At 59.2% G+C, this 17552-nt stretch carries 16 protein-coding genes and 1 pseudogene; 9 read left to right on the top strand and 8 right to left on the bottom strand.

Features of this window, described 5'->3' with window-relative positions; genetic code table 11:
• The 4 genes and pseudogenes from JWR14_RS15805 to JWR14_RS15790 form a co-directional block, all read left to right on the top strand.
• Positions 1-221, top strand: a pseudogene (locus JWR14_RS15805) (type VI secretion system baseplate subunit TssG); the annotation flags it as partial.
• Between the two features lie 17 nt (positions 222-238).
• Positions 239-883: a type VI secretion system lipoprotein TssJ gene (gene tssJ / locus JWR14_RS15800; RefSeq protein WP_299708324.1), complete on the top strand. Its 645-nt coding sequence runs from the start codon at positions 239-241 to the stop codon at positions 881-883.
• Positions 884-952: 69 nt separating this feature from the next.
• The gene (locus JWR14_RS15795) at positions 953-1453 is read left to right on the top strand and encodes a hypothetical protein (protein WP_299708322.1); all 501 of its coding nucleotides are present in this window, start codon (positions 953-955) and stop codon (positions 1451-1453) included.
• A 3-nt stretch (positions 1454-1456) separates the two neighbouring features.
• Positions 1457-2122 (top strand): hypothetical protein, encoded by a 666-nt coding sequence (locus tag JWR14_RS15790; protein ID WP_299708320.1) that lies wholly within the window; start codon positions 1457-1459, stop codon positions 2120-2122.
• A gap of 269 nt (positions 2123-2391) precedes the next feature.
• Here the strand turns inward: JWR14_RS15790 and JWR14_RS15785 are convergent, their stop codons facing one another.
• Positions 2392-3291 (bottom strand): LysR family transcriptional regulator, encoded by a 900-nt coding sequence (locus JWR14_RS15785; protein ID WP_299708318.1) that lies wholly within the window; start codon positions 3289-3291, stop codon positions 2392-2394.
• Between the two features lie 282 nt (positions 3292-3573).
• On the opposite strand from JWR14_RS15785, the gene tam reads away from it, so the two are divergent.
• The 4 genes from tam (at position 3574) to JWR14_RS15765 (ending at position 6886) form a co-directional block, all read left to right on the top strand.
• Positions 3574-4344 carry a trans-aconitate 2-methyltransferase gene (gene tam, locus JWR14_RS15780; protein ID WP_299708317.1) on the top strand — a complete coding sequence of 257 codons (771 nt, stop codon included), beginning with the start codon at positions 3574-3576 and terminating at the stop codon, positions 4342-4344.
• A 285-nt stretch (positions 4345-4629) separates the two neighbouring features.
• Positions 4630-4965 (top strand): hypothetical protein, encoded by a 336-nt coding sequence (locus JWR14_RS15775; protein ID WP_366144547.1) that lies wholly within the window; start codon positions 4630-4632, stop codon positions 4963-4965.
• Positions 4966-5039: 74 nt separating this feature from the next.
• Positions 5040-6074, top strand: coding sequence for a M14 family zinc carboxypeptidase (locus JWR14_RS15770; RefSeq protein WP_299708316.1), 1035 nt, complete (start codon positions 5040-5042; stop codon positions 6072-6074).
• Positions 6071-6886, top strand: coding sequence for an alpha/beta hydrolase (locus tag JWR14_RS15765; protein WP_299708315.1), 816 nt, complete (start codon positions 6071-6073; stop codon positions 6884-6886). The genes JWR14_RS15770 and JWR14_RS15765 overlap by 4 nt, the downstream gene beginning before the upstream one ends.
• A gap of 111 nt (positions 6887-6997) precedes the next feature.
• Here the strand turns inward: JWR14_RS15765 and JWR14_RS15760 are convergent, their stop codons facing one another.
• The 3 genes from JWR14_RS15760 to JWR14_RS15750 form a co-directional block, all read right to left on the bottom strand.
• Entirely contained in the window at positions 6998-8515 is a 1518-nt protein-coding gene (locus JWR14_RS15760; RefSeq protein ID WP_299708313.1) for an amino acid permease, read from the bottom strand.
• 171 nt (positions 8516-8686) lie between these two features.
• Complete coding sequence (locus JWR14_RS15755; RefSeq protein WP_299708311.1) at positions 8687-10126, bottom strand: gamma-aminobutyraldehyde dehydrogenase; 1440 nt, start codon at positions 10124-10126, stop codon at positions 8687-8689.
• 377 nt (positions 10127-10503) lie between these two features.
• Positions 10504-11421, bottom strand: coding sequence for a LysR substrate-binding domain-containing protein (locus JWR14_RS15750; protein ID WP_299708309.1), 918 nt, complete (start codon positions 11419-11421; stop codon positions 10504-10506).
• A gap of 356 nt (positions 11422-11777) precedes the next feature.
• Between JWR14_RS15750 and JWR14_RS15745 the strand changes: the two genes are divergently transcribed.
• Complete coding sequence (locus JWR14_RS15745; RefSeq protein ID WP_299708307.1) at positions 11778-12071, top strand: hypothetical protein; 294 nt, start codon at positions 11778-11780, stop codon at positions 12069-12071.
• A gap of 53 nt (positions 12072-12124) precedes the next feature.
• Here JWR14_RS15745 and JWR14_RS15740 read toward each other — a convergent pair whose 3' ends face one another.
• The 4 genes from JWR14_RS15740 to JWR14_RS15725 form a co-directional block, all read right to left on the bottom strand.
• A complete protein-coding gene (locus tag JWR14_RS15740; protein ID WP_299708326.1) occupies positions 12125-13075 on the bottom strand; it encodes a spore coat U domain-containing protein in 951 nt (316 codons plus the stop codon).
• Between the two features lie 8 nt (positions 13076-13083).
• On the bottom strand, positions 13084-15381 hold the full coding sequence (locus JWR14_RS15735; RefSeq protein WP_366144546.1) for a fimbria/pilus outer membrane usher protein: 2298 nt from the start codon (positions 15379-15381) through the stop codon (positions 13084-13086).
• A gap of 153 nt (positions 15382-15534) precedes the next feature.
• Positions 15535-16260 carry a molecular chaperone gene (locus tag JWR14_RS15730; protein WP_299708303.1) on the bottom strand — a complete coding sequence of 242 codons (726 nt, stop codon included), beginning with the start codon at positions 16258-16260 and terminating at the stop codon, positions 15535-15537.
• Between the two features lie 17 nt (positions 16261-16277).
• Positions 16278-16802, bottom strand: a complete 525-nt coding sequence (locus tag JWR14_RS15725) for a spore coat U domain-containing protein (RefSeq protein ID WP_299708301.1) — start codon at positions 16800-16802, stop codon at positions 16278-16280.
• Between the last annotated feature and the right edge of the window lie 750 nt (positions 16803-17552).

Genomic DNA, 17552 nt, shown 5'->3' with positions numbered 1-17552 from the left:
CGCTACTGCGCTTCTATCTCGGCTACGAATCGAACGCGCATCTGGAAATGCATGTCTCGCCGGACTTGATGCCGAGAGCGGACATCGCTTCCGATCAAGTTCGTCTCGGCTACACAAGCCAGTTGCATCAAACTGCACGGCCCTATGAAACGGGCGCTATCACGCGTGTGCAACTCGGCACGTGGAATGGTCAAAGCGAGATCACTCGCACGAAGCATTGAGAAAATGGACGAACCCAATGAGCAACAAAATCAAACGCCCCGCGCTTCTATTCGCCTCCGTGTGTGTCACCCTTACTATCGCGGGTTGCGGCATGGTCCAGTCCGTGAAAACCGGAACAGTGGACGCGGCGAAGTGGGCATTCACAACGCAAATCAAGACTATGAACCTCGACCTCGTGAGCCGGTCGTCGTTGAATACAAGCGGCGCCGGACAATCGCTGTCGACGGTGCTCCGGGTCTATCAGTTGAAGACGCCGCAGGCATTCGAGCATCTGGACTATGCGCAGTTGCAAGGCAATGATCTGGATGTACTGAAACCCGACCTGCTCGGTACGACGGATGTCGTGCTTCGACCCAATGCGAGTGCCAGCATTAGCGAGCCGATGGATGAGAATGCACAGTTCGTTGGGATCGTTGCGTTCTTTAGGGACGGTGGGCCCGATTCAATATGGCGATTGGTGATTCCCAAGAAGCAATGGAAGACAACCGATCCCGTGAAGGTGGAGGTGCAGGATAACTCGCTGCAACTGGCGGGGACGAATGCGAACGCGGTGAAGCGATACAGGTCGCAGCCGAGCGCTACACACCCTAATACGTCAAGCCCGGTCAATCCGCGTGCGAAAGGCGCGACGGCAAAAGACGACTGGGCGCGGCCCGGATGATCCCGGACGCTGATACATCGGCGATCCAACGTGCAACACCGTACGACCCCTTATTTCGTTTGACCGATCATGACAATCAAGCTCACATTTGGAAATACTGGTTTGATCCCGCACGACGATCAGTTTGACCCACCAGTGCATCACCGTTTAACCAAGAAAGAGATAGAGCGGGATGTCTCGCCGCTCAACGTGGCGGCCCGGGATGCGATGATGGCGTGTCTGGAGACGACGCGTCATCGGTTCGATCGCCTGCCGATCCCCGTGCGTTATCGCGCTTCGGGTGCGATTGAATCGTGGGCAATTGCCCGGCGCCTGGCGGGCCGTGATGGTGCGAAGCTAGGGGCCGCGCTTGCCGATCCAAATCATCCGGTCATGGAACTGCAAAATGAACTGGATGGTTTCGTCGCTCGTTGTCTAGGCGAAGCCCCCTTTGGCGAGGATGAACGCAACCTTCCGGAGATCTACACCAAAAGCGCGATCAGTCAAGCGTTTTGGCTCAGGAAAGGCGCGCTCTATGAACCCACTTCCGCACTGCATCGCTTGCTGGAAGTGAGCGATATTGCGAGCTAACCGTTGTCGCTGCTGCGCTTGCCCGCGCCAGCAATCTGTATCGTGCCGGAACCCGCTGTGCGTGACCGCCATGACGGTTTCGAAGCCGTGATGGTGTTTAATCAGGCCTCTCCGGATGGCTGGAACAAGAACTCAAGATGCCTCACGTTTTGTGTTTGGCCGGGCGAGGATTCGCCGCAGCTAGCACTACCCGTGACGTTCTTCAGTATTGAAGCGGACGGTGACGACGTATCGATTGACTGGATCGTCGGCGAACTGTCCGCGCAACAGTGTTCGGACGATTTCTCGATGGACTCTTGGCGGCGCGTACTTGACTGCGTGGTGAAGGTGTTGCTTTATCTTTCGCTGGACGTCGCACCCGTTATTCACGAGCGTTCCTATAGTACGGCCCCGCGCAAGCCCGCGGCGTTGGGGAAACGCAAACGCCTTGAGCAATTTGAAGCAACCGAAGGCCTTTACGACCGATACGTCGTCGGACCGGCTGTACTTCCCGAGCAGTCCGGCACGTCTGGCAGTGGCGACGGCCCCGACCGTGAGATGCGAGCGCATTGGCCGCGCGGACACTTTCGCATGCAGGCGCATGGGTCGCCGGCAGCTCAGCGAAAGTTGATCTTCATCATGCCGGTATTGGTGCGCGCTGATCGTCTCAATGTAGACGCGGCGCTGTAGTGTCGTCCTGAGCGGTCAACCGTATCTTCAAACGCAGACTCGTCGGTCTGATATTGCAAGCTGGATATCCTTCCCCACATAGGTAACCCGAAGTTCAGCACGATCGACAGGATGAAATAATTGCAAGCCTACTTGTAAGTGGTTAATAGTATTAAAGAGTAGATCCGATTCAAGCAGATCGCTCTTTCTGAAAGCAATAACCCGGATCGATCGAGGACCGATAACCCAAAAATCACCCACGGGGCGAGCGAAAATCCAATTAACTCTGATCATCCCTTCGGCCGCACCGCCCGCACCTTGATCATGTCGTAAAGCGCCTGTGCGGCGGGCGACAGCCGCGCGGACTTACGGACTACCAGCACCAGCGCCCGCGACACCACCGGATCCACCAGTTCAATCGTGCGGATAGTCGGATAAGCGCCTTTTTGCACAGCAAGCCGCGGCACCACCGCCGTGGCGATACGCTCGGCCACCAGCCCAACCGCCGTCGAACTCCGCTGCACTTCGTAGAACGACTGCAACCCCAGCCCATTCGCGCCCAACGCCGTATCAAGCAACGCGCGATTGCCGCTGACCTGTCCGGCAAATATCAACGGGTATGGCTGCAATTGCTTCCACGCCACTCGCCGGCGTTTGGCAAGCGGATGAGCTTCGTGGCAGATCAGCACGTATTGGTCTTCAAGCAACGGCATCGTCATGAGTTCAGGATGATGCGCGCCCGCAATGTTGATACCAAACTCCGCTTCTCGACGCAGCACTGCATCGGCCACCGCCGACGACGCGTGATCGAGAATCTTGATCCGGTTGTTCGGATACCTCGCCGAATACTCCTGCATGATGCGCGGCAAATACTGCACGCCGACCGTGGGCACACAGGCAATAGACACATCGCCTCGCTCAGCCTTACCCGTCTCGCGTATCTCCAGCAGCGCGTCCCCCAACTCCTCCAGCAGACGCCGCGCTTGCGGCAGAAAATCCCGGCCGATCAGACTGAGCGCAATGGAACGCGTGGTGCGCTCGATCAGCGTCACGCCAAGAAAATCTTCGAGTTTGCGCAAGCGCTGCGTGATCGCCGTCTGCGTGACATGCAATGTGTCCGCTGCGTTCTGAAAGCTGCCTTTATCGGCGATGGCAACAAACGCCTGAACACCAAGAATGTCGATCTTCATAAGAAATATTGATCAATCAGAATAATAAATTCATTTTACTCAGACATCAGCAATGCGCAAACTGACGGCACACGCACAATCCCCTCGCAATCCCTACGCCATTGCCAATAAATTCATAACCGGAAACGCGCGTTCACCCGGTCAGTACCTGCGACCGGTTGCACGCATGCTGTACCTTAGTTGAATCGCGTAGACGCTTGAACATTGAGGCCTGCGGTTTCGAACTCGTCAAACCTTTCAGAACAGCATTGTTCTGTCATTCATCTATTGAGGAGCTTCACAATGAGCTGGTCTGCCAAGCAGTATGTAACCTTCGAAAACGAGCGTAACCGTCCGATCCGCGATCTGCTCGCTGCCGTCCCGGACATCGAAGCACGCACGGTTGTGGACATCGGATGTGGTCCCGGCAATTCGACCGAAGCGCTTATGGCGCGCTTTCCTACAGCTGCGGCAAGCGGCTTCGACAGCTCGCCGGACATGATCGAAGCGGCCGTCAAGCGCCTGCCGCACGTTCACTTCGAGATCGCCGATATCAAAGCCTGGAATGTCGCCGGCCCGTTCGATGTGATCCTCGCCAACGCTGTGTTCCAGTGGTTGCCCGATCACGCCCGCTTGTTTCCTGCACTCGTCGCGAAGCTTTCACTTGGCGGCTGTCTTGCGGTCCAGATGCCGGACAATCTCGAGGAACCCGCACATCGGCTGATGCGTGAGGTTGCGGCCGACGGCCCTTGGGCCGGCAAGTTGTCCGAGGTCACGAAGGCCCGGACGCCGATGGCAAGTCCCGCGTGGTATTTCGAACTGCTTCGTTCCTGCGGCGCGAAACCCGATGTCTGGCGGACTACTTATCATCATGCACTGGCCGGCGGTGCGGACGCGGTCGTCGAGTGGTTCAAGGGAAGTGGTCTGCGGCCGTTTCTGGAACCACTTACTGAGGACGAGCGGCTGGCGTTTCTGGAGCGTTATAAGACAGCGATTGGGCAAGCTTATCCGGCGTTGCCGGACGGGACGGTGCTGCTTCCGTTTCCACGATTGTTCGTGATCGCCGTCCGTTAGGGGTAGCGCTGGAGTTGACGCCTGTTTCGCGCCTATAAATCAAGGGTTCCGCCAGCGCAAGCTCAAGCAAACCCAGGCAAACCGTGTATAGAACCACTCTTCGAAAACCCTCGCGCGATCTGTCTCAAAAAGAGTATATACTGTTTATACTTTTACCTAATTGGAGACTCCATGCCCGGACCCGCTACGAAGGCCCCTAGCAAGAAGGCTTTTCATTTCCCCAAGACCGCAGAAACGGCTGCTGCCGAACCGGCAGTAAGCTAACGCAAATCAATCGCTAAAGCAGTGGTCGAGACGGCAAAGGAAACCGAAGGCAAGGCAGTGCAAGCGCCGGCTAAATCGAAGGTTAAAACGGCGCCTGTTGTACCCGTCGCCGCCGAAGAGAAAGTCAAGCGGCCGAAAAAAGAGAAGGTCGTTCGTGACAGCTTTACAATGCCCAAGTCCGATTACGACAAAATCGGCCTGCTGAAGCAAAAATGCCTCGCCAATGGCGTCCACGTCAAAAAAGGCGAGCTCTTGCGGGCGGGATTGCTCATACTTGAGCGCGCTAATATCGAACAACTCACTGCGGCTGTCGCCGCTGTCGAGACAGTCAAAACAGGAAGGCCAGGCAAGTCCTGAGCGTACCAGGCATCCTGAAACGGTCATTTGTGTTTCCGGCCGCCCCAGGATGCATCCAAAAACAGGTCGTGGGCATGAGACCATTAAGCGTAGCCTCTGCAAGCTTTGCGGAGTTCGATGACCTCAATGCCATTCTGGCGGCCGGCGGCGCGCGCTTCGAGGCGCGCACGGTGGGCGAAGTACGCGCCGGCGCACACTCCTTCCCGATCCTTACCGCGGCGATCGGATCGAACGATCCGGAAGCACCTGCCATTGGTTTTTTTGGCGGCGTGCACGGCCTGGAGCGCATCGGTACGCAGTTGATCCTCGACTACATGCGCGCGCTGCTACGGCGTCTCGAATGGGACGAGTTGCTGCACGAACAATTGCGCTCGGTACGGCTTGTTTTCATGCCGATCGTGAATCCGGGCGGCATGTGGGCACAAACCCGCTCGAATCCGAACGGCGTCGACCTTATGCGCAATGCCCCCCAAAGTGCTGAAGGACGCGTCCCCTTCCTTGCCGGCGGCCAGCGTATAGGTTCATGGTTGCCGTGGTATCGCGGTCCGGCCCAAGGTTCTCTGGAACTCGAGAGCGCCGCCTTGCTCAATGTCGTGAAGCAAGAGTTGATGACACGCCCACTCAGCCTTGCACTCGACTGTCACTCAGGTTACGGCTGGGGCGACAGCATCTGGTTTCCTTACGCGCGAACCAGGCAGCAAATGCCTCATCTCCCCGAGATGTACCAGCTCAAGACCATGTTCGAACAGGCGTATCCGCATCACGGCTACGCGTTCGAACCGCAGAGTCATCAATATTTGCTTCACGGCGATCTCTGGGACTGCGCCTATGACCAGACGCCGGCACCGAACGTGTTCCTGCCGATGACCCTTGAACTGGGCTCATGGCGCTGGATCCGGAAAAATCCCAGCCAGATCTTTTCCCGCCTCGGCATGTTCAACCCGATCAAGGCGCACCGCGTCGAACGGGTCTTGCGCCGTCACGCCAACTTCCTGGATTTCCTGACACGCGCGGCGTTTGCATCGAATAGATGGCTCCCCAAGGGCGACGTGAGAAAACAGATCCTCGAGCGCGCCATGGAACACTGGCAGCGCAAATCCTCACAATGAGCACGTGGATCTTGTTGCGCGGACTAACACGCGAAGGCCGTCACTGGGGTTCATTTCCGGAGCAACTGCGCGTTGAAGCAGGTTTGAATGGCGATGCAAACAGCATCGCGCTGCTCGACCTGCCTGGAAACGGCCGTGAAAACGCGCTGAACGCCCCGCTCGATGTAGCGGACATGGTGAAGTTCGTCCGAGCGCGCGCTGCCGATGCCGGGTTGTTGCCGCCGTATCGGCTGGTTGCCATGTCGCTGGGCGGTATGGTCGCGGCCGGCTGGGCACAGCGTCATCCGGAAGAGGTCGAACGGTTGGTGCTGATCAACACCAGCATGCGGCCATTCAGCGCCATGAGCGAGCGCCTTCGGCCCGAGGTTTGGCCCGCGCTCATGCGCGCTGCCGCTTCATGGGCGGCCCCCATGAAGTGCGAAACGATCATCCACGACCTGACGTGCAACCGGCTGGACACCCAGGCTGACGACATTGCCGTATGGGTTGCGATCAGGCAAAGCGCCCCAGTGAGCGCTGCGAACGGTCTGCGTCAACTGTGGGCAGCAGCGCGTTTTCGCGCCGACAGTCACGCGCCCGCTTGCCCTACGTTGCTGCTTTCATCGAAGGCGGATCGGCTGGTCAATCCGGACTGCTCTACGCGCATAGCGGCTCGCTGGGGTGCTGCCCACGCGGTGCATGCGTGGGCTGGCCACGATCTGCCTCACGACGATCCGGTCTGGACCAGCAAGGCGATTGCCGACTGGTTGCGCAACTTGCAAAGTCACGCGGATGAACCGCCGCTTGTGTCAGGTGGACAAGCAATCCTCTAGTCGAACTTAGCCGCGGGAGCATGGATTGAGGTCTTCCCATGCTCCCGCTGCTGATCGGTCCGGTGCGAACGATCTCTTATAATCGATCTGACCCATTAATAAGCATATCTATCAACCGTTCACCGCTTCCACTTCCGCGTTCATCTCGTTCTTGACCTCCGGGGGTCCTGCAAACCGCGTCCTCACGCCAAACCCATACCAGAACACGGCCATGATCGCGATGAGCAACAGGCTGATGTAAAGCACCTTTTCGTTCGGCGGCTGAATCCCGACATAAACAAGCACGGCCCCGCCGAGCACCGCCAGCGTCGCAATGGGTTTCGACCACATGCCCAGGTTGAACGGACCCTTGCGTAGCCATGTCTTGCCTTCAGCGCTCAACCCGGCTGCTACCGGCATCACATAAGAGACGTACAAGAACACCGCGCTGCCCGTCGAGAGCACGGCGAACGCGTCGCCATATAACGTCGCTGCAATCGCAAGAAGTGCCGATACCCAGATCGCGGCGCCCGGCGTGCAATGAGTATTGTTGACCTTCTTGAGCCAGTTCGACGCCGGCAGTCCACCGTCGCGTGCAAACGCATACATCATCCGCGAACATGACGTGAGGCAAGCCAGACCGCACAAATAGTTCGACAAGAAAATCCCGATACCAAGTGATATCCGCAACCATGCCGGCAAGGTACTGAGCAGCGCATTAAAGAATCCGCTGCCCTGCTTCACGCCTTCCTTGATGTCCGGCATCACAAGCAGGAATGCGCAGACCATGATGTAGCCGAATAACGCCGACCAGAGCACGGCGCGCAGCATGCCCTTCGGTACGTTGCGCGCGGCATCCCGCGTTTCCTCCGAGGTGTGGGCGGAAGCGTCGAAACCGGTGATGGTGTAGATGGTCAGCAAAAGGCCCGACAGGAACGCCGCCAGCATGCCTTGCTTGGGCCACGCGCCGCCATCGAAACCGGTGAAATTACTGAAGTCGATAAGCCGCCCGAAATCGAACGGCGTCTTCGAAAACCCGAGCAGCGCCAGCGTCAGCAGCAGCGCTATCGCGAAGATCAGGTAGCCCGAAAGATCGGTCAGGATCGTCGTGATGCGGATACCGCTATGGTTGAGCCACGCCTGAGTCAACGTCACCGCTGCGATGAACGCGGTCTGGTGCCAGAACGTGAGCGAGTCGGGATTGATGCCGAACAGCGGCGCGATCAGCGTCTTGAAGAACGGATCGTAGACGCCGAAATTCACCGACGCCACCACGAAGATCAACCCGAGCAGGTTGAACCATGCAGTCGCCCAGCCCCAGCCCTTGTTGCCAAGAATCGAACTCCAGTGATACAGGCCGCCGGCCGTCGGATAAGACGACGCAATCTGCGCCATTGAAGCGGCAACGACCATCGCAAAGAGCGCGCCGACTGGCCAGCCGATGCCGATAGACGCACCGCCCACCGCGCTCAACGCCTGCGGAAACGCGGTAATGCCCCCTGCCAGGATGCAGATGATCGAGAACGATATGGCGAAGTTCGAGAAGCCGCTCATGCGGCGCGCAAGTTCCTGGGTATAACCCATGTTCTTGAGTTGCCGGGCGTCGTGGTCCAGCGCGGCGGAGGCGTCGGGCAGATTGACTGGTTCCATGTTTTTCCTCTTGCTCGGTTTGACTTCAAAGGGTTGAAGAACGTCGAAGGGACTGCTAAGGGACAAGAAGCCCGGCTAAAAACGGGAACGGCTGGAACGCATGAAAAAAACATCTGCCACAAGCGGCTCGCGGCAATTTTCCGGATCGCTGCGAGCCGTTGAGCAGGTGTGCTACTCGAACTTCGCCATCACGTGGCGCGCACAGGTGTAGTCCTCGAGCGCGTAGACCGACATGTCTTTGCCATACCCGGAGCGCTTCATGCCGCCATGGGGCATTTCGCTCACGAGCATGAAATGAGTGTTGATCCACGTGCAACCGTAGTGCAGCTCGGCGGCCACCTTGAACGCGCGGCTCACATCGCCCGTCCACACGGAACTCGCGAGCCCGAAGTCGGAGTCGTTGGCCCACGCAATCGCCTGGGCCGTATCGTCGAAACGGGTCACCGACACCACTGGCCCGAACACCTCACGCCGCACGATCTCGTCGGTCTGCAACGCGCCCGCGATCACCGTTGGCTCGTAGAAAAATCCGCGCGATGCGCCCGCCTTGCCGCCTGCGGTGACTTCAATATGACGCTGGCTCGCAGCCCGCTCCACGAAGCTCGCCACGCGGCTTCTCTGGCGCTCGGAGATCAGCGGCCCCATCTCCACGCCGTCCATATGCTGCTCACCCACGCGGATCGTGCTCACCGCGCTGGAGAGGTCGGCCACCAGCTTCTCGTAGATCTTCGGTCCCGCATACACGCGGCACGCAGCCGTACAGTCCTGTCCCGCGTTGTAGTAGCCAAAGGTGCGCAATCCTGCGACGACCTGCTCCAGATCGGCGTCGTCGAAGACGATCACCGGCGCTTTGCCGCCCAGTTCCAGATGCGTGCGCTTGACCGTGCGCGACGCCGCTTCGAGAATCTTCTGCCCCGTCGATACATCGCCGGTAATCGAAATCATGCGCACGTCCGGTTGCGCGATCAGCGGTGCGCCCACTGTGTCGCCGCGCCCAGTCACCACGTTGATCACCCCGGGCGGGAAGATCGCGGCCATGAGTTCAGCAAGCTTGAGCGTGGTGAGCGGCGTCTGCTCGGACGGCTTGAGGACAACCGTGTTACCCGCTGCGACCGCCGGCGCAATCTTCCACGCGGCCATCATCAACGGGTAGTTCCAGGGCGCGATCGATGCCACCACGCCCAGCGGATCGCGCCGCACCATGCTGGTATAGCCCGGTAAATATTCGCCGGCAAGCTGCCCATGCTGCGTGCGACAAGCACCGGCAAAAAAACGGAATACGTCCGCCACCGCCGGGATCTCGTCGTTGAGCGCACCGAGATACGGTTTGCCGCAATTGAGCGACTCGAGCCGCGCGAATTCGGTTGCCCGTGCCTCAATGGCATCGGCGAGTTTGAGCAGCAGGTTCGCGCGATCCTTCGGCACGGTCTTCGCCCACGCGGGAAACGCGCGGCTCGCAGCGGCAACGGCCGCCTGAACCTGATCCAGCGATGCCTCGGCAATCCGCGCGATAACGTCGCCCGTCGCGGGGTTCAGGACATCCTCCACATTCCCTGCCCCGGGTACAAATTCGCCACCGATCAGAAGGCTGGTTTGCAGGGTCTGTTCCATGTGTCTGTCTCTCTCTTGTTGGAAGAAGAATGCGAGGCACTCGGCGCCGTGTTCCTGAGTACGCTTTGCGCAAGCGTCGAGGCATGCAGCAATTTTAGGGTTGCGATTTTTTTGGCCGCCAGCCAGCATCACAGATAGGAGCTATCGATAATTCCGAACGGGAGGCGTATTTACGCTGTTTTACGGCGTACCGTTGCTGCGATGACTGGAGCCAAACAAGCAGGTTGCAGCGGTCCTGGCGCAATTACCGGCTTCTGTCACACCGCGAAAGCCGTGTGTGTGGTCCATGACGGCCGCATGGACCGCACAGAATGACCCTCTCCCACTACCCCCTAGCTTTCCGTAAAACAGAACGCGATCAGCGTAATATCGGAAATTCAGATAGAGATTTTGGCGTGTCCACGCGTATGTTCGCGCGCGACTACAAGAAAGTTCTGTGCTGTCTCCGACTGCGTGAGCCCGCGACGCCATGCAATGCCAATATCGATCTTCGGCATTTCTTCCATGATGTTGCGCACCTCGAGCCGGTCACCATCGAGCGACCACGGGCGGTAAAGTACATCGGGCAGAATCGCCAAACCCGCACCGGTCGCAACAAGACTGCGTACCGCCTCCACTGAGGCCGTGCGCATCACCACGTTCGGCTTGAACCCGGACGCGCGCCAGTAGGTATTGGTGTTGTCCTCGAGCTCATCGACCTTGAGCATGATCATCGCTTCGTCGGCAATTTCACGCAGCGAGATGCTGCCAAGCCCGCGCAATGCATGGTTCGCCGGCAGCCATAAACGCCAGGCGGCCGTGATCAGCGACTCGGTTTCAATCGCTTGCGTGTTCTCTATGTTCGAGACGATCAGCACGGCCACGTCGAGTTCGCCATTCACCAGCAGATGTTCGATGTAGTCGCGCTGGTCCTCGATCACGTTGACCTCCACCTTCGGAAACACGCGGCGAAAGTGATCGAGCAGATACGGCAGGAAGTAGCCCGTCATCATGGTCGTGACGCCAATGTTCAACCGCCCGGTCATGGTGTCGGGTCTCGACGACATGGCCTGCTGAGCATTGCGCACCGCAGCGAGGATCTGGTGCGCATGACGCAGGAACTGGTGCCCCGCATGCGTGAGGACCATGCCGCGGGCGTGGCGTACAAAGAGCTGCGCGCCGACTTCGGTCTCAAGCCCCTTGATGGCGTCCGTGATGACCGATTGTGAGATGTTGAGCGACTGGGTCGCGCCGGTTACCGATTCAGCTTCAGCGACAGCGATGAAATAGCGAACGCTTCTGAGTGACAGGCTCATGGGACTCCGGCGTCGGGTCAATAGGTTGACGGGTAGTCAAGCCGCGACTATAGCTGAGCCGAAAAAACCATGGTCTTTTGATGCTTGCCTCTGCGTGTTGCAGGTTCGGGAGCAAGAGATGCGTCTGGCTGGACAGCCTGATGAGCAGCCTGAAACGAACGGGTCAAATGATCGCCGTAGCCGCTCTGAACGCTTACTCTGCGCAATGTCGCTAAAGTCTCGCGCCCACGTGCCGATAGAACTGGAGAGCGGTTTCGGGGAGTGCGGGAGTGCATTCCCAGGGCGCATCCGGGCCGCTTTCGGCGTGCTGCAAACAGGATATTTGCGCACCAACGGCATCATCATTCCATTTTCATATGCTGCGAAAAAATAAAACGCTTACACTCGCGGCAATCGTGCTGGGCGCGTGTGCATCGGACGTCTCACCCACTGAACTGGCCACGCTGTCGGTCAACCTGATCGTGCAGGAAAGCTGTGTGATCCAGTCGGCCGCCGACCTCGCGGTCGCGGTGAAGCCCAGCGTTTCGTGCCTGCATGGTCAGCCTTACGACATCGCACTCACGGCGCTCGATCCAGCCCTGCCCGTCTCGACGGTGCAATACGCCGATCGCAGCGGCAAGCAATCCACAGTGTGGATGGTGGGATTCTAAGTACCCGTTCGAGCAAGCGTCCAGACCCAATGCGGGGCTGCCGTCATGCGGTTTCAAAAGCTGATCGTGGCGGTAATCGTGTCCGTATACGTGCCCGGCGCTGGCGTGGTTTGCACGGGTACCGTGCCATACACCGTCAGCACCTGCGAGTTGCCAGTGCCTGTACCGGTCGCCTGAGTGGTGCCGGCGGTGCCGTCGCCCCAGGTGGTGGTCAATCCTGCATCGACGTAAAGCTGGTAGTTGACCGCACCGCCTCCTCCCGAGCGTGCCATCTGCCGAGCCGCCACATTGGCGGTCGTGCCGCCGTTCAACGCAATCCGGTACGCATCGCCGTTGGTGCATTGCGCCGTAATCGAAGCCGTCGCGCTCAACGCATGGCTTAACAAGCCGGTCGCTCCGAAATTTAGGTTCGTCGCGCTGATGTTGCAGTTGTTCACTACCGTTGCGGTAGCGCTGAATGGAAAGGTGCCTCCAGAAGCGGTCAGCGATGCGCAAGCGGGCGCCAACAGCAGGTAAAAGCCTGCATTGATCGATGTCTGGCTGCCGCCAAAATCCTGGTTGTACAGCGTGCTGCCGTTGCCGATAGTGGGTACCGTCGGCTGATTGGCAGTGACCTGTCCATAGATTGTCACGGCCTGGGTCACGCTGGTCCCAAGCGCAGGTTTGACCAAGGTGAGCGATATCGGCGTAGTGCCGGAATAGATTGATCCCCACGCCAGTGAGTGCCCGGCGTCCTGATACAAGTCGTACTGCAAAAGGTGGGTACCGTTCGTCAGCGAGCGCGGACTGGTGCCGCCCAGGTTGAGGCACACCTGCGCATTCGGTACCAGCGTGATGGCGGGCCACGTGCACGTCACGCTGACATTGCCGGTTGCAGCGACTGCCGCGCCGCTGATCGGACTCACCGAACCAAAACTTATCGCCGATGCAACGGCCGAGCAGCTCTGCGCGCTCACACGCGCCGGCACGCCCAGCGTCAGGGCCACGAAGAACACGAGAAACATGATTCGTCTCATTGCGCGTTCCCGGCAGTTGGATGGCAGGTCATCGGTCCAATGGTCGGGAGCGAACCATCGCCTGGTCGCTCGAACGCGAACTCCACCCGGCAATGCAGCGAACCACTTTCGATAACTAAATGATTGTCGGGCTGCAAACCCTCGACGAAGGTCAGCCCGTCGTAGCCAACGATCGTATCCTTGCTGCTTTCCTCGTGATGAACCACCGCCCCCGGAGGCAACAACTTGCCGTCGGGTCCCTGCAGGATCACCGAGGCAGCGCTATAACGCGTGACCCCGAAACGCGCCAGCACGCCCGACTGCGACTGCGGCACGAGTTCCATCGAAGTTGTATCGATGCGCGCATCAGCGGGCAGCCTCATACCGTCGATCCCCACCTGGTTGTCCTGATACGCGTTGAGATCCGGCACGAGAAAATGGCCTCCGTGATCGGTCACACCGATCACACGGTTTTCATGCAGCACGGGAATCCCTGCCACGCCATCGGTCGACACGAGCGCAAAGCCGTCGTAGATGCGTCGCGATGGCTGCACGCTGCCGTCCATGAGCACGACGGTGCCGGTCACATCGAGCGACGCTGTGCCCTGCCCGTTGACATCCTGCCCGACGACCGTGACCTCGCCGCCCTTGCCGAGATACTGCGCCTGGGCCTGTCGATACGGCGCGGAGCCCGCGTCGCCGGCCTGCACGCCCCAGCCCCAGCCGCCGTCGTAATCGGGCGGACGTGTAGCGTTGACGTTGTAGTTCGACTGCCCGTTCTGTCTGCCAACGTTTGCGTTGACAGACGTGTTGTTTCCCAGGCCGAAGCTCACGCTCAGGAACACGCCACGCGAATCGTGCTGCTTGAAATCCTTGTATGCGCTGAGATTCAGCGATGCCAGATTGCCGAAGTTCACCGTGTACGACGCCGAGCCGATTTGCGAGGGCTGTGTCTGCGGAAACTTGAAGCCGATATAGCTGACCGAAAAGGTCTGACTGGCAAAGAGTGGCAGCGCCAGCGTCACTCGATCGGTCGCGGTCGGCACAGGCGTACCGTCCCTCGCGGCCAGGTCTCCATAGTTGCCGAACGCGCGAATGGTCTCGGCATCGATGGAAAAATGCGGTTCAACCAGTTCATAACCCAGGCTTGCCTGCGTGCCGGCCAGACGCCCTGCGCTGGCCGACAGCGAGCCATTGACCACACCCGCCATGCCGAGCCGCACCAGCGCCCCGCCACCGGCGTTATAGACCCCGCTGGTGGCCTCCGTGTGCGCCTCGACCGTCAGCAGATCATTGACACCGTATCGCGCCGATCCGCTGACCGCCGGCCGCGGGTCGTAGTCGAAGGAATCCAGGCCGTATGAACGGCGCAGGAAACCCGCCTCGAACGAATAGCTCGAAAGTCCGGCGGCGAGCAGGCGCGTATCCACGTACAGCGGCAGCGACGTCGCGACACTACGGCCGAGCGCGTCACGCGTGATCACGGTGGCTTGTCCACCGCCGGTAATGCCCGGCACGTTGTTAACGATAAACGGTCCGCTCGGCACGTTGCCGCTGTACTGCCGGACGCTGTTGATATAGAGATCCACCGACGACGGCACCACTGCCGACCCTGCAAACGCGGGCACGGGGAAGGTCACCAGGTCCGGACGCAACGCGAAATTGCTGCGCCACTGAAATCCGCCGATGCGCACCGAGCGCGACCACGCAAGCGACGAAGAAATAGTGTCGCCGAATTGGGTCGTGTTCAATGCAACGGGGTCGGACATGCTCCACGATGTGTCGTAACGCGTATAACGACGATCGTTGCGATACAGGTACATGATGCCGGTATTGCTGAATACGCCGGTGGGATCGAAGTATCGCTCCTCGCTCCAGATCGCGAGCTGCGCATCCGTGTTGCTTTGCGCGTACGCGTCGTAGTTGATCAGCAACCCGCGCGACGAAGTTGCCGGAGGCGTCTTGACCTGTGCCCGGGTATTGAAGGTATAGGGCTTGCGGATATTGTCCGGAATTTGCAAGGAGACCGTCTGGCGCGCAGCGTCGTAGGTGTAGTGAAGTCCGGGAATGGCATCCAGTTGCACTTCAGCCGTGTCCGCAATTCCGAGCCGGTCCAGTGCGAGCCCGATGTTGCCCAGGTCCTTGCCCGTTGCGGCAAGGTGCCCGTTCAACTCACGAAACTGCGCGATCACCGAGGTGCGCTGGCCGTTGAGTTCCACTTCGAGATACACATCATGTGGCCGGGTTGCGCTCACTGGTGCGGGACGCGGCGGCACTTGCGCGTAGACCTGCACGCAGGCAAGGACGGCGTTCATCCCCGTGGCGACTAGCGCGATGCGGAGGCTGTACAAATGATCTATTGGCCGTCGTCGGATTCTCATCGATTGAATGGGGGCGCATCATGTCAACGTCCGGCACCCGCAGGCATGCAGGGACGTAGTCACAAAGCGATAAAGTCATGCCGTTGCCTAGCCCGGCTGCCCAACGGTGACCACAGCTTCAGCCGGCAGCGAGTTGATCGCGGCCCGCACCTTCACGGAACCGCTCATGTTGGCGTTGGCCGGCAGCGGCACTGTCCACTGACGGGTACGCCCGGCCAGCGCATAGCCGAGCAATCCCTTGTTGATCTCATAGACCTTGCCCGTGCTGTCCACCAGTTGAACGGCAGCGATCTGCGCACGCCTCTGACCCGTGTTGTCAACACGCAGGACCCAGCCCTCGCCGTCACGGTCGAGGTGCCAGGAAAGCGCCGGTTGAGCCATCTTGCCGGCCGGTTCCACGAACACCGGTACGGAATAGCGCAGGCGGATCATCACGCCGCTGGTAGCGGTCGCATCCGGCGCAGGCAGTTCATCAATGAGGATCCGGTAGCTCTGCTCGGCCGCGACCGGAGTGGGCGTGGTGCGCACCAGACGGACGAGTTGATCAGCCTGCGCGGCGATCTGGATCAACGGCGGGCTCGCGACCACTTCCTGCGTTGGCGTCAGCGTGTCGTCGTGATTCGACTGATCCCAGCGATACACGCGCACCTGACCATAGAGCGGGCGGTCGCCCGGGTTCCGGAGCGTGATGCCCGTTGCGCTCTCGCTCGACTGGAGATCTACCATCACGGGCGAAATCTGCAGCGTCGCCGCCTGCGCGCTCAGCGTTGCTACGCACAGCAGTAACGCGAGGAGATTCGACGTCCTAACCATGAGACTGCCGGACGCAATCAAAAATAGACCGTTGCAGTGACAGTGGTCTGGTAGAGATCCGGTTTCGGTGTGGCTTGCGGGGGCACCTGACCATAAACCGTAAGTGATTGCGAGGATCCGGTGCCCGTTCCGGCTACGGTATTCGTGCCTTGGGTGGCGCCCCATACAGTTGCGTGCCCTGCGTCCTGATACAACTGGAAGCCTACGGTGGTGCCGGTATTCCCCGTGGCCGTGCCGGCCAGCAAGCGGGCGGTAACGGTCGAGCTCGCCACATTGCCGCCGTCCAGTCCGACGTTGTACGGCGTAGTGTTCGTGCAGGTGACCGCGAGAGTAGTTTGCTGGTTGATCGCCGTTGCTAGTACGCCATTCGTGCCGAAGCTCAGCGGGGTTGCCGAGATCGTGCAATTCGCCTGCAATGTGAGCGTGACGTTAAACGTCGTAGTGTTCGTGCCGTTTGAATAGACGGCGGCGTTTGCGACAGGAATTACCTGCGCAGAAAGCAGGACGCCAGTGAGCGCGGACAAAATGAATGTTGGCTTCATAGTCTGGACCCTCTTTTTATATATCCTGGCATGAATAACGTGCAGTGCGGCTCTCTCAGGTTCAAACATACTACCTTTTGAATACCGGTTCTTCAAATAAAATAATTCGGAATAGCGTTTCACCTTATAGCGACCGAGCGAGGTAGGGTGTAGATGCGGGCGCGGTTGTAATATGGCTGCGTCCACGTGTTTTAACGCTTCGCATCGGCTTCAATGCGACGTCCGGATTTTGGTGTGATGCGATATATCAGATGACAGTCCGCCGATATGATGGAGAGCGGCGTGGAAAGGGAGTGTTGCGGGTACTACATTCACGCCAAACCACAATGGTGAAAATCAAGTTGATGCAGGCGCGCATATTCCTGGAAAATGTCCGCACCGTGATTAAACATTTAATCGGGGCACGAATAGAATTCTCACTTGAAACCTAAGCGATTTAATCTGTCGCCACGTGGCTTGAAAGCCCCGTAATATTCGCCTTGGCAGGAATGCCGTGGGAGATCGGATTTTGCGGCAATAGCATACACCCCGCCATTGTTCGCTCCATTTGGCGCCTCGCCGCTCAATACGGCACGTTTAAATGACAAGCGCAATGAAAGCTTTCAAAGGGCGAGCGCAATGGGTGGCTAAATAAATCCAGGTGCGTAAAACTACGGCTAGCTGCTTATTCAAGACCCGCCAGCAAAATCGTCAATCGCGCTGTACACACGTTTGACCGCTTCCGGCCCTACCGTGCGCTCCAACTTGCGG

Origin of the sequence: Caballeronia sp. (assembly GCF_028292365.1) — a bacterium.
GTDB lineage: Bacteria > Pseudomonadota > Gammaproteobacteria > Burkholderiales > Burkholderiaceae > Caballeronia.
Note: the sequence above shows the minus strand (reverse complement) of the source record. Positions and strands in the feature narration are given on the sequence as shown.

Coding starts and splice junctions, on each gene's coding strand:
- tssJ (WP_299708324.1), top strand. CDS start 239: ATGAGCAACAAAATCAAACGCCCCGCGCTTCTATTCGCCTCCGTGTGT.
- JWR14_RS15795 (WP_299708322.1), top strand. CDS start 953: ATGACAATCAAGCTCACATTTGGAAATACTGGTTTGATCCCGCACGAC.
- JWR14_RS15785 (WP_299708318.1), bottom strand. CDS start 3,291: ATGAAGATCGACATTCTTGGTGTTCAGGCGTTTGTTGCCATCGCCGAT.
- tam (WP_299708317.1), top strand. CDS start 3,574: ATGAGCTGGTCTGCCAAGCAGTATGTAACCTTCGAAAACGAGCGTAAC.
- JWR14_RS15770 (WP_299708316.1), top strand. CDS start 5,040: ATGAGACCATTAAGCGTAGCCTCTGCAAGCTTTGCGGAGTTCGATGAC.
- JWR14_RS15765 (WP_299708315.1), top strand. CDS start 6,071: ATGAGCACGTGGATCTTGTTGCGCGGACTAACACGCGAAGGCCGTCAC.
- JWR14_RS15760 (WP_299708313.1), bottom strand. CDS start 8,515: ATGGAACCAGTCAATCTGCCCGACGCCTCCGCCGCGCTGGACCACGAC.
- JWR14_RS15755 (WP_299708311.1), bottom strand. CDS start 10,126: ATGGAACAGACCCTGCAAACCAGCCTTCTGATCGGTGGCGAATTTGTA.
- JWR14_RS15750 (WP_299708309.1), bottom strand. CDS start 11,421: ATGAGCCTGTCACTCAGAAGCGTTCGCTATTTCATCGCTGTCGCTGAA.
- JWR14_RS15745 (WP_299708307.1), top strand. CDS start 11,778: ATGCTGCGAAAAAATAAAACGCTTACACTCGCGGCAATCGTGCTGGGC.
- JWR14_RS15740 (WP_299708326.1), bottom strand. CDS start 13,075: ATGTTTCTCGTGTTCTTCGTGGCCCTGACGCTGGGCGTGCCGGCGCGT.
- JWR14_RS15735 (WP_366144546.1), bottom strand. CDS start 15,381: ATGAACGCCGTCCTTGCCTGCGTGCAGGTCTACGCGCAAGTGCCGCCG.
- JWR14_RS15730 (WP_299708303.1), bottom strand. CDS start 16,260: ATGGTTAGGACGTCGAATCTCCTCGCGTTACTGCTGTGCGTAGCAACG.
- JWR14_RS15725 (WP_299708301.1), bottom strand. CDS start 16,802: ATGAAGCCAACATTCATTTTGTCCGCGCTCACTGGCGTCCTGCTTTCT.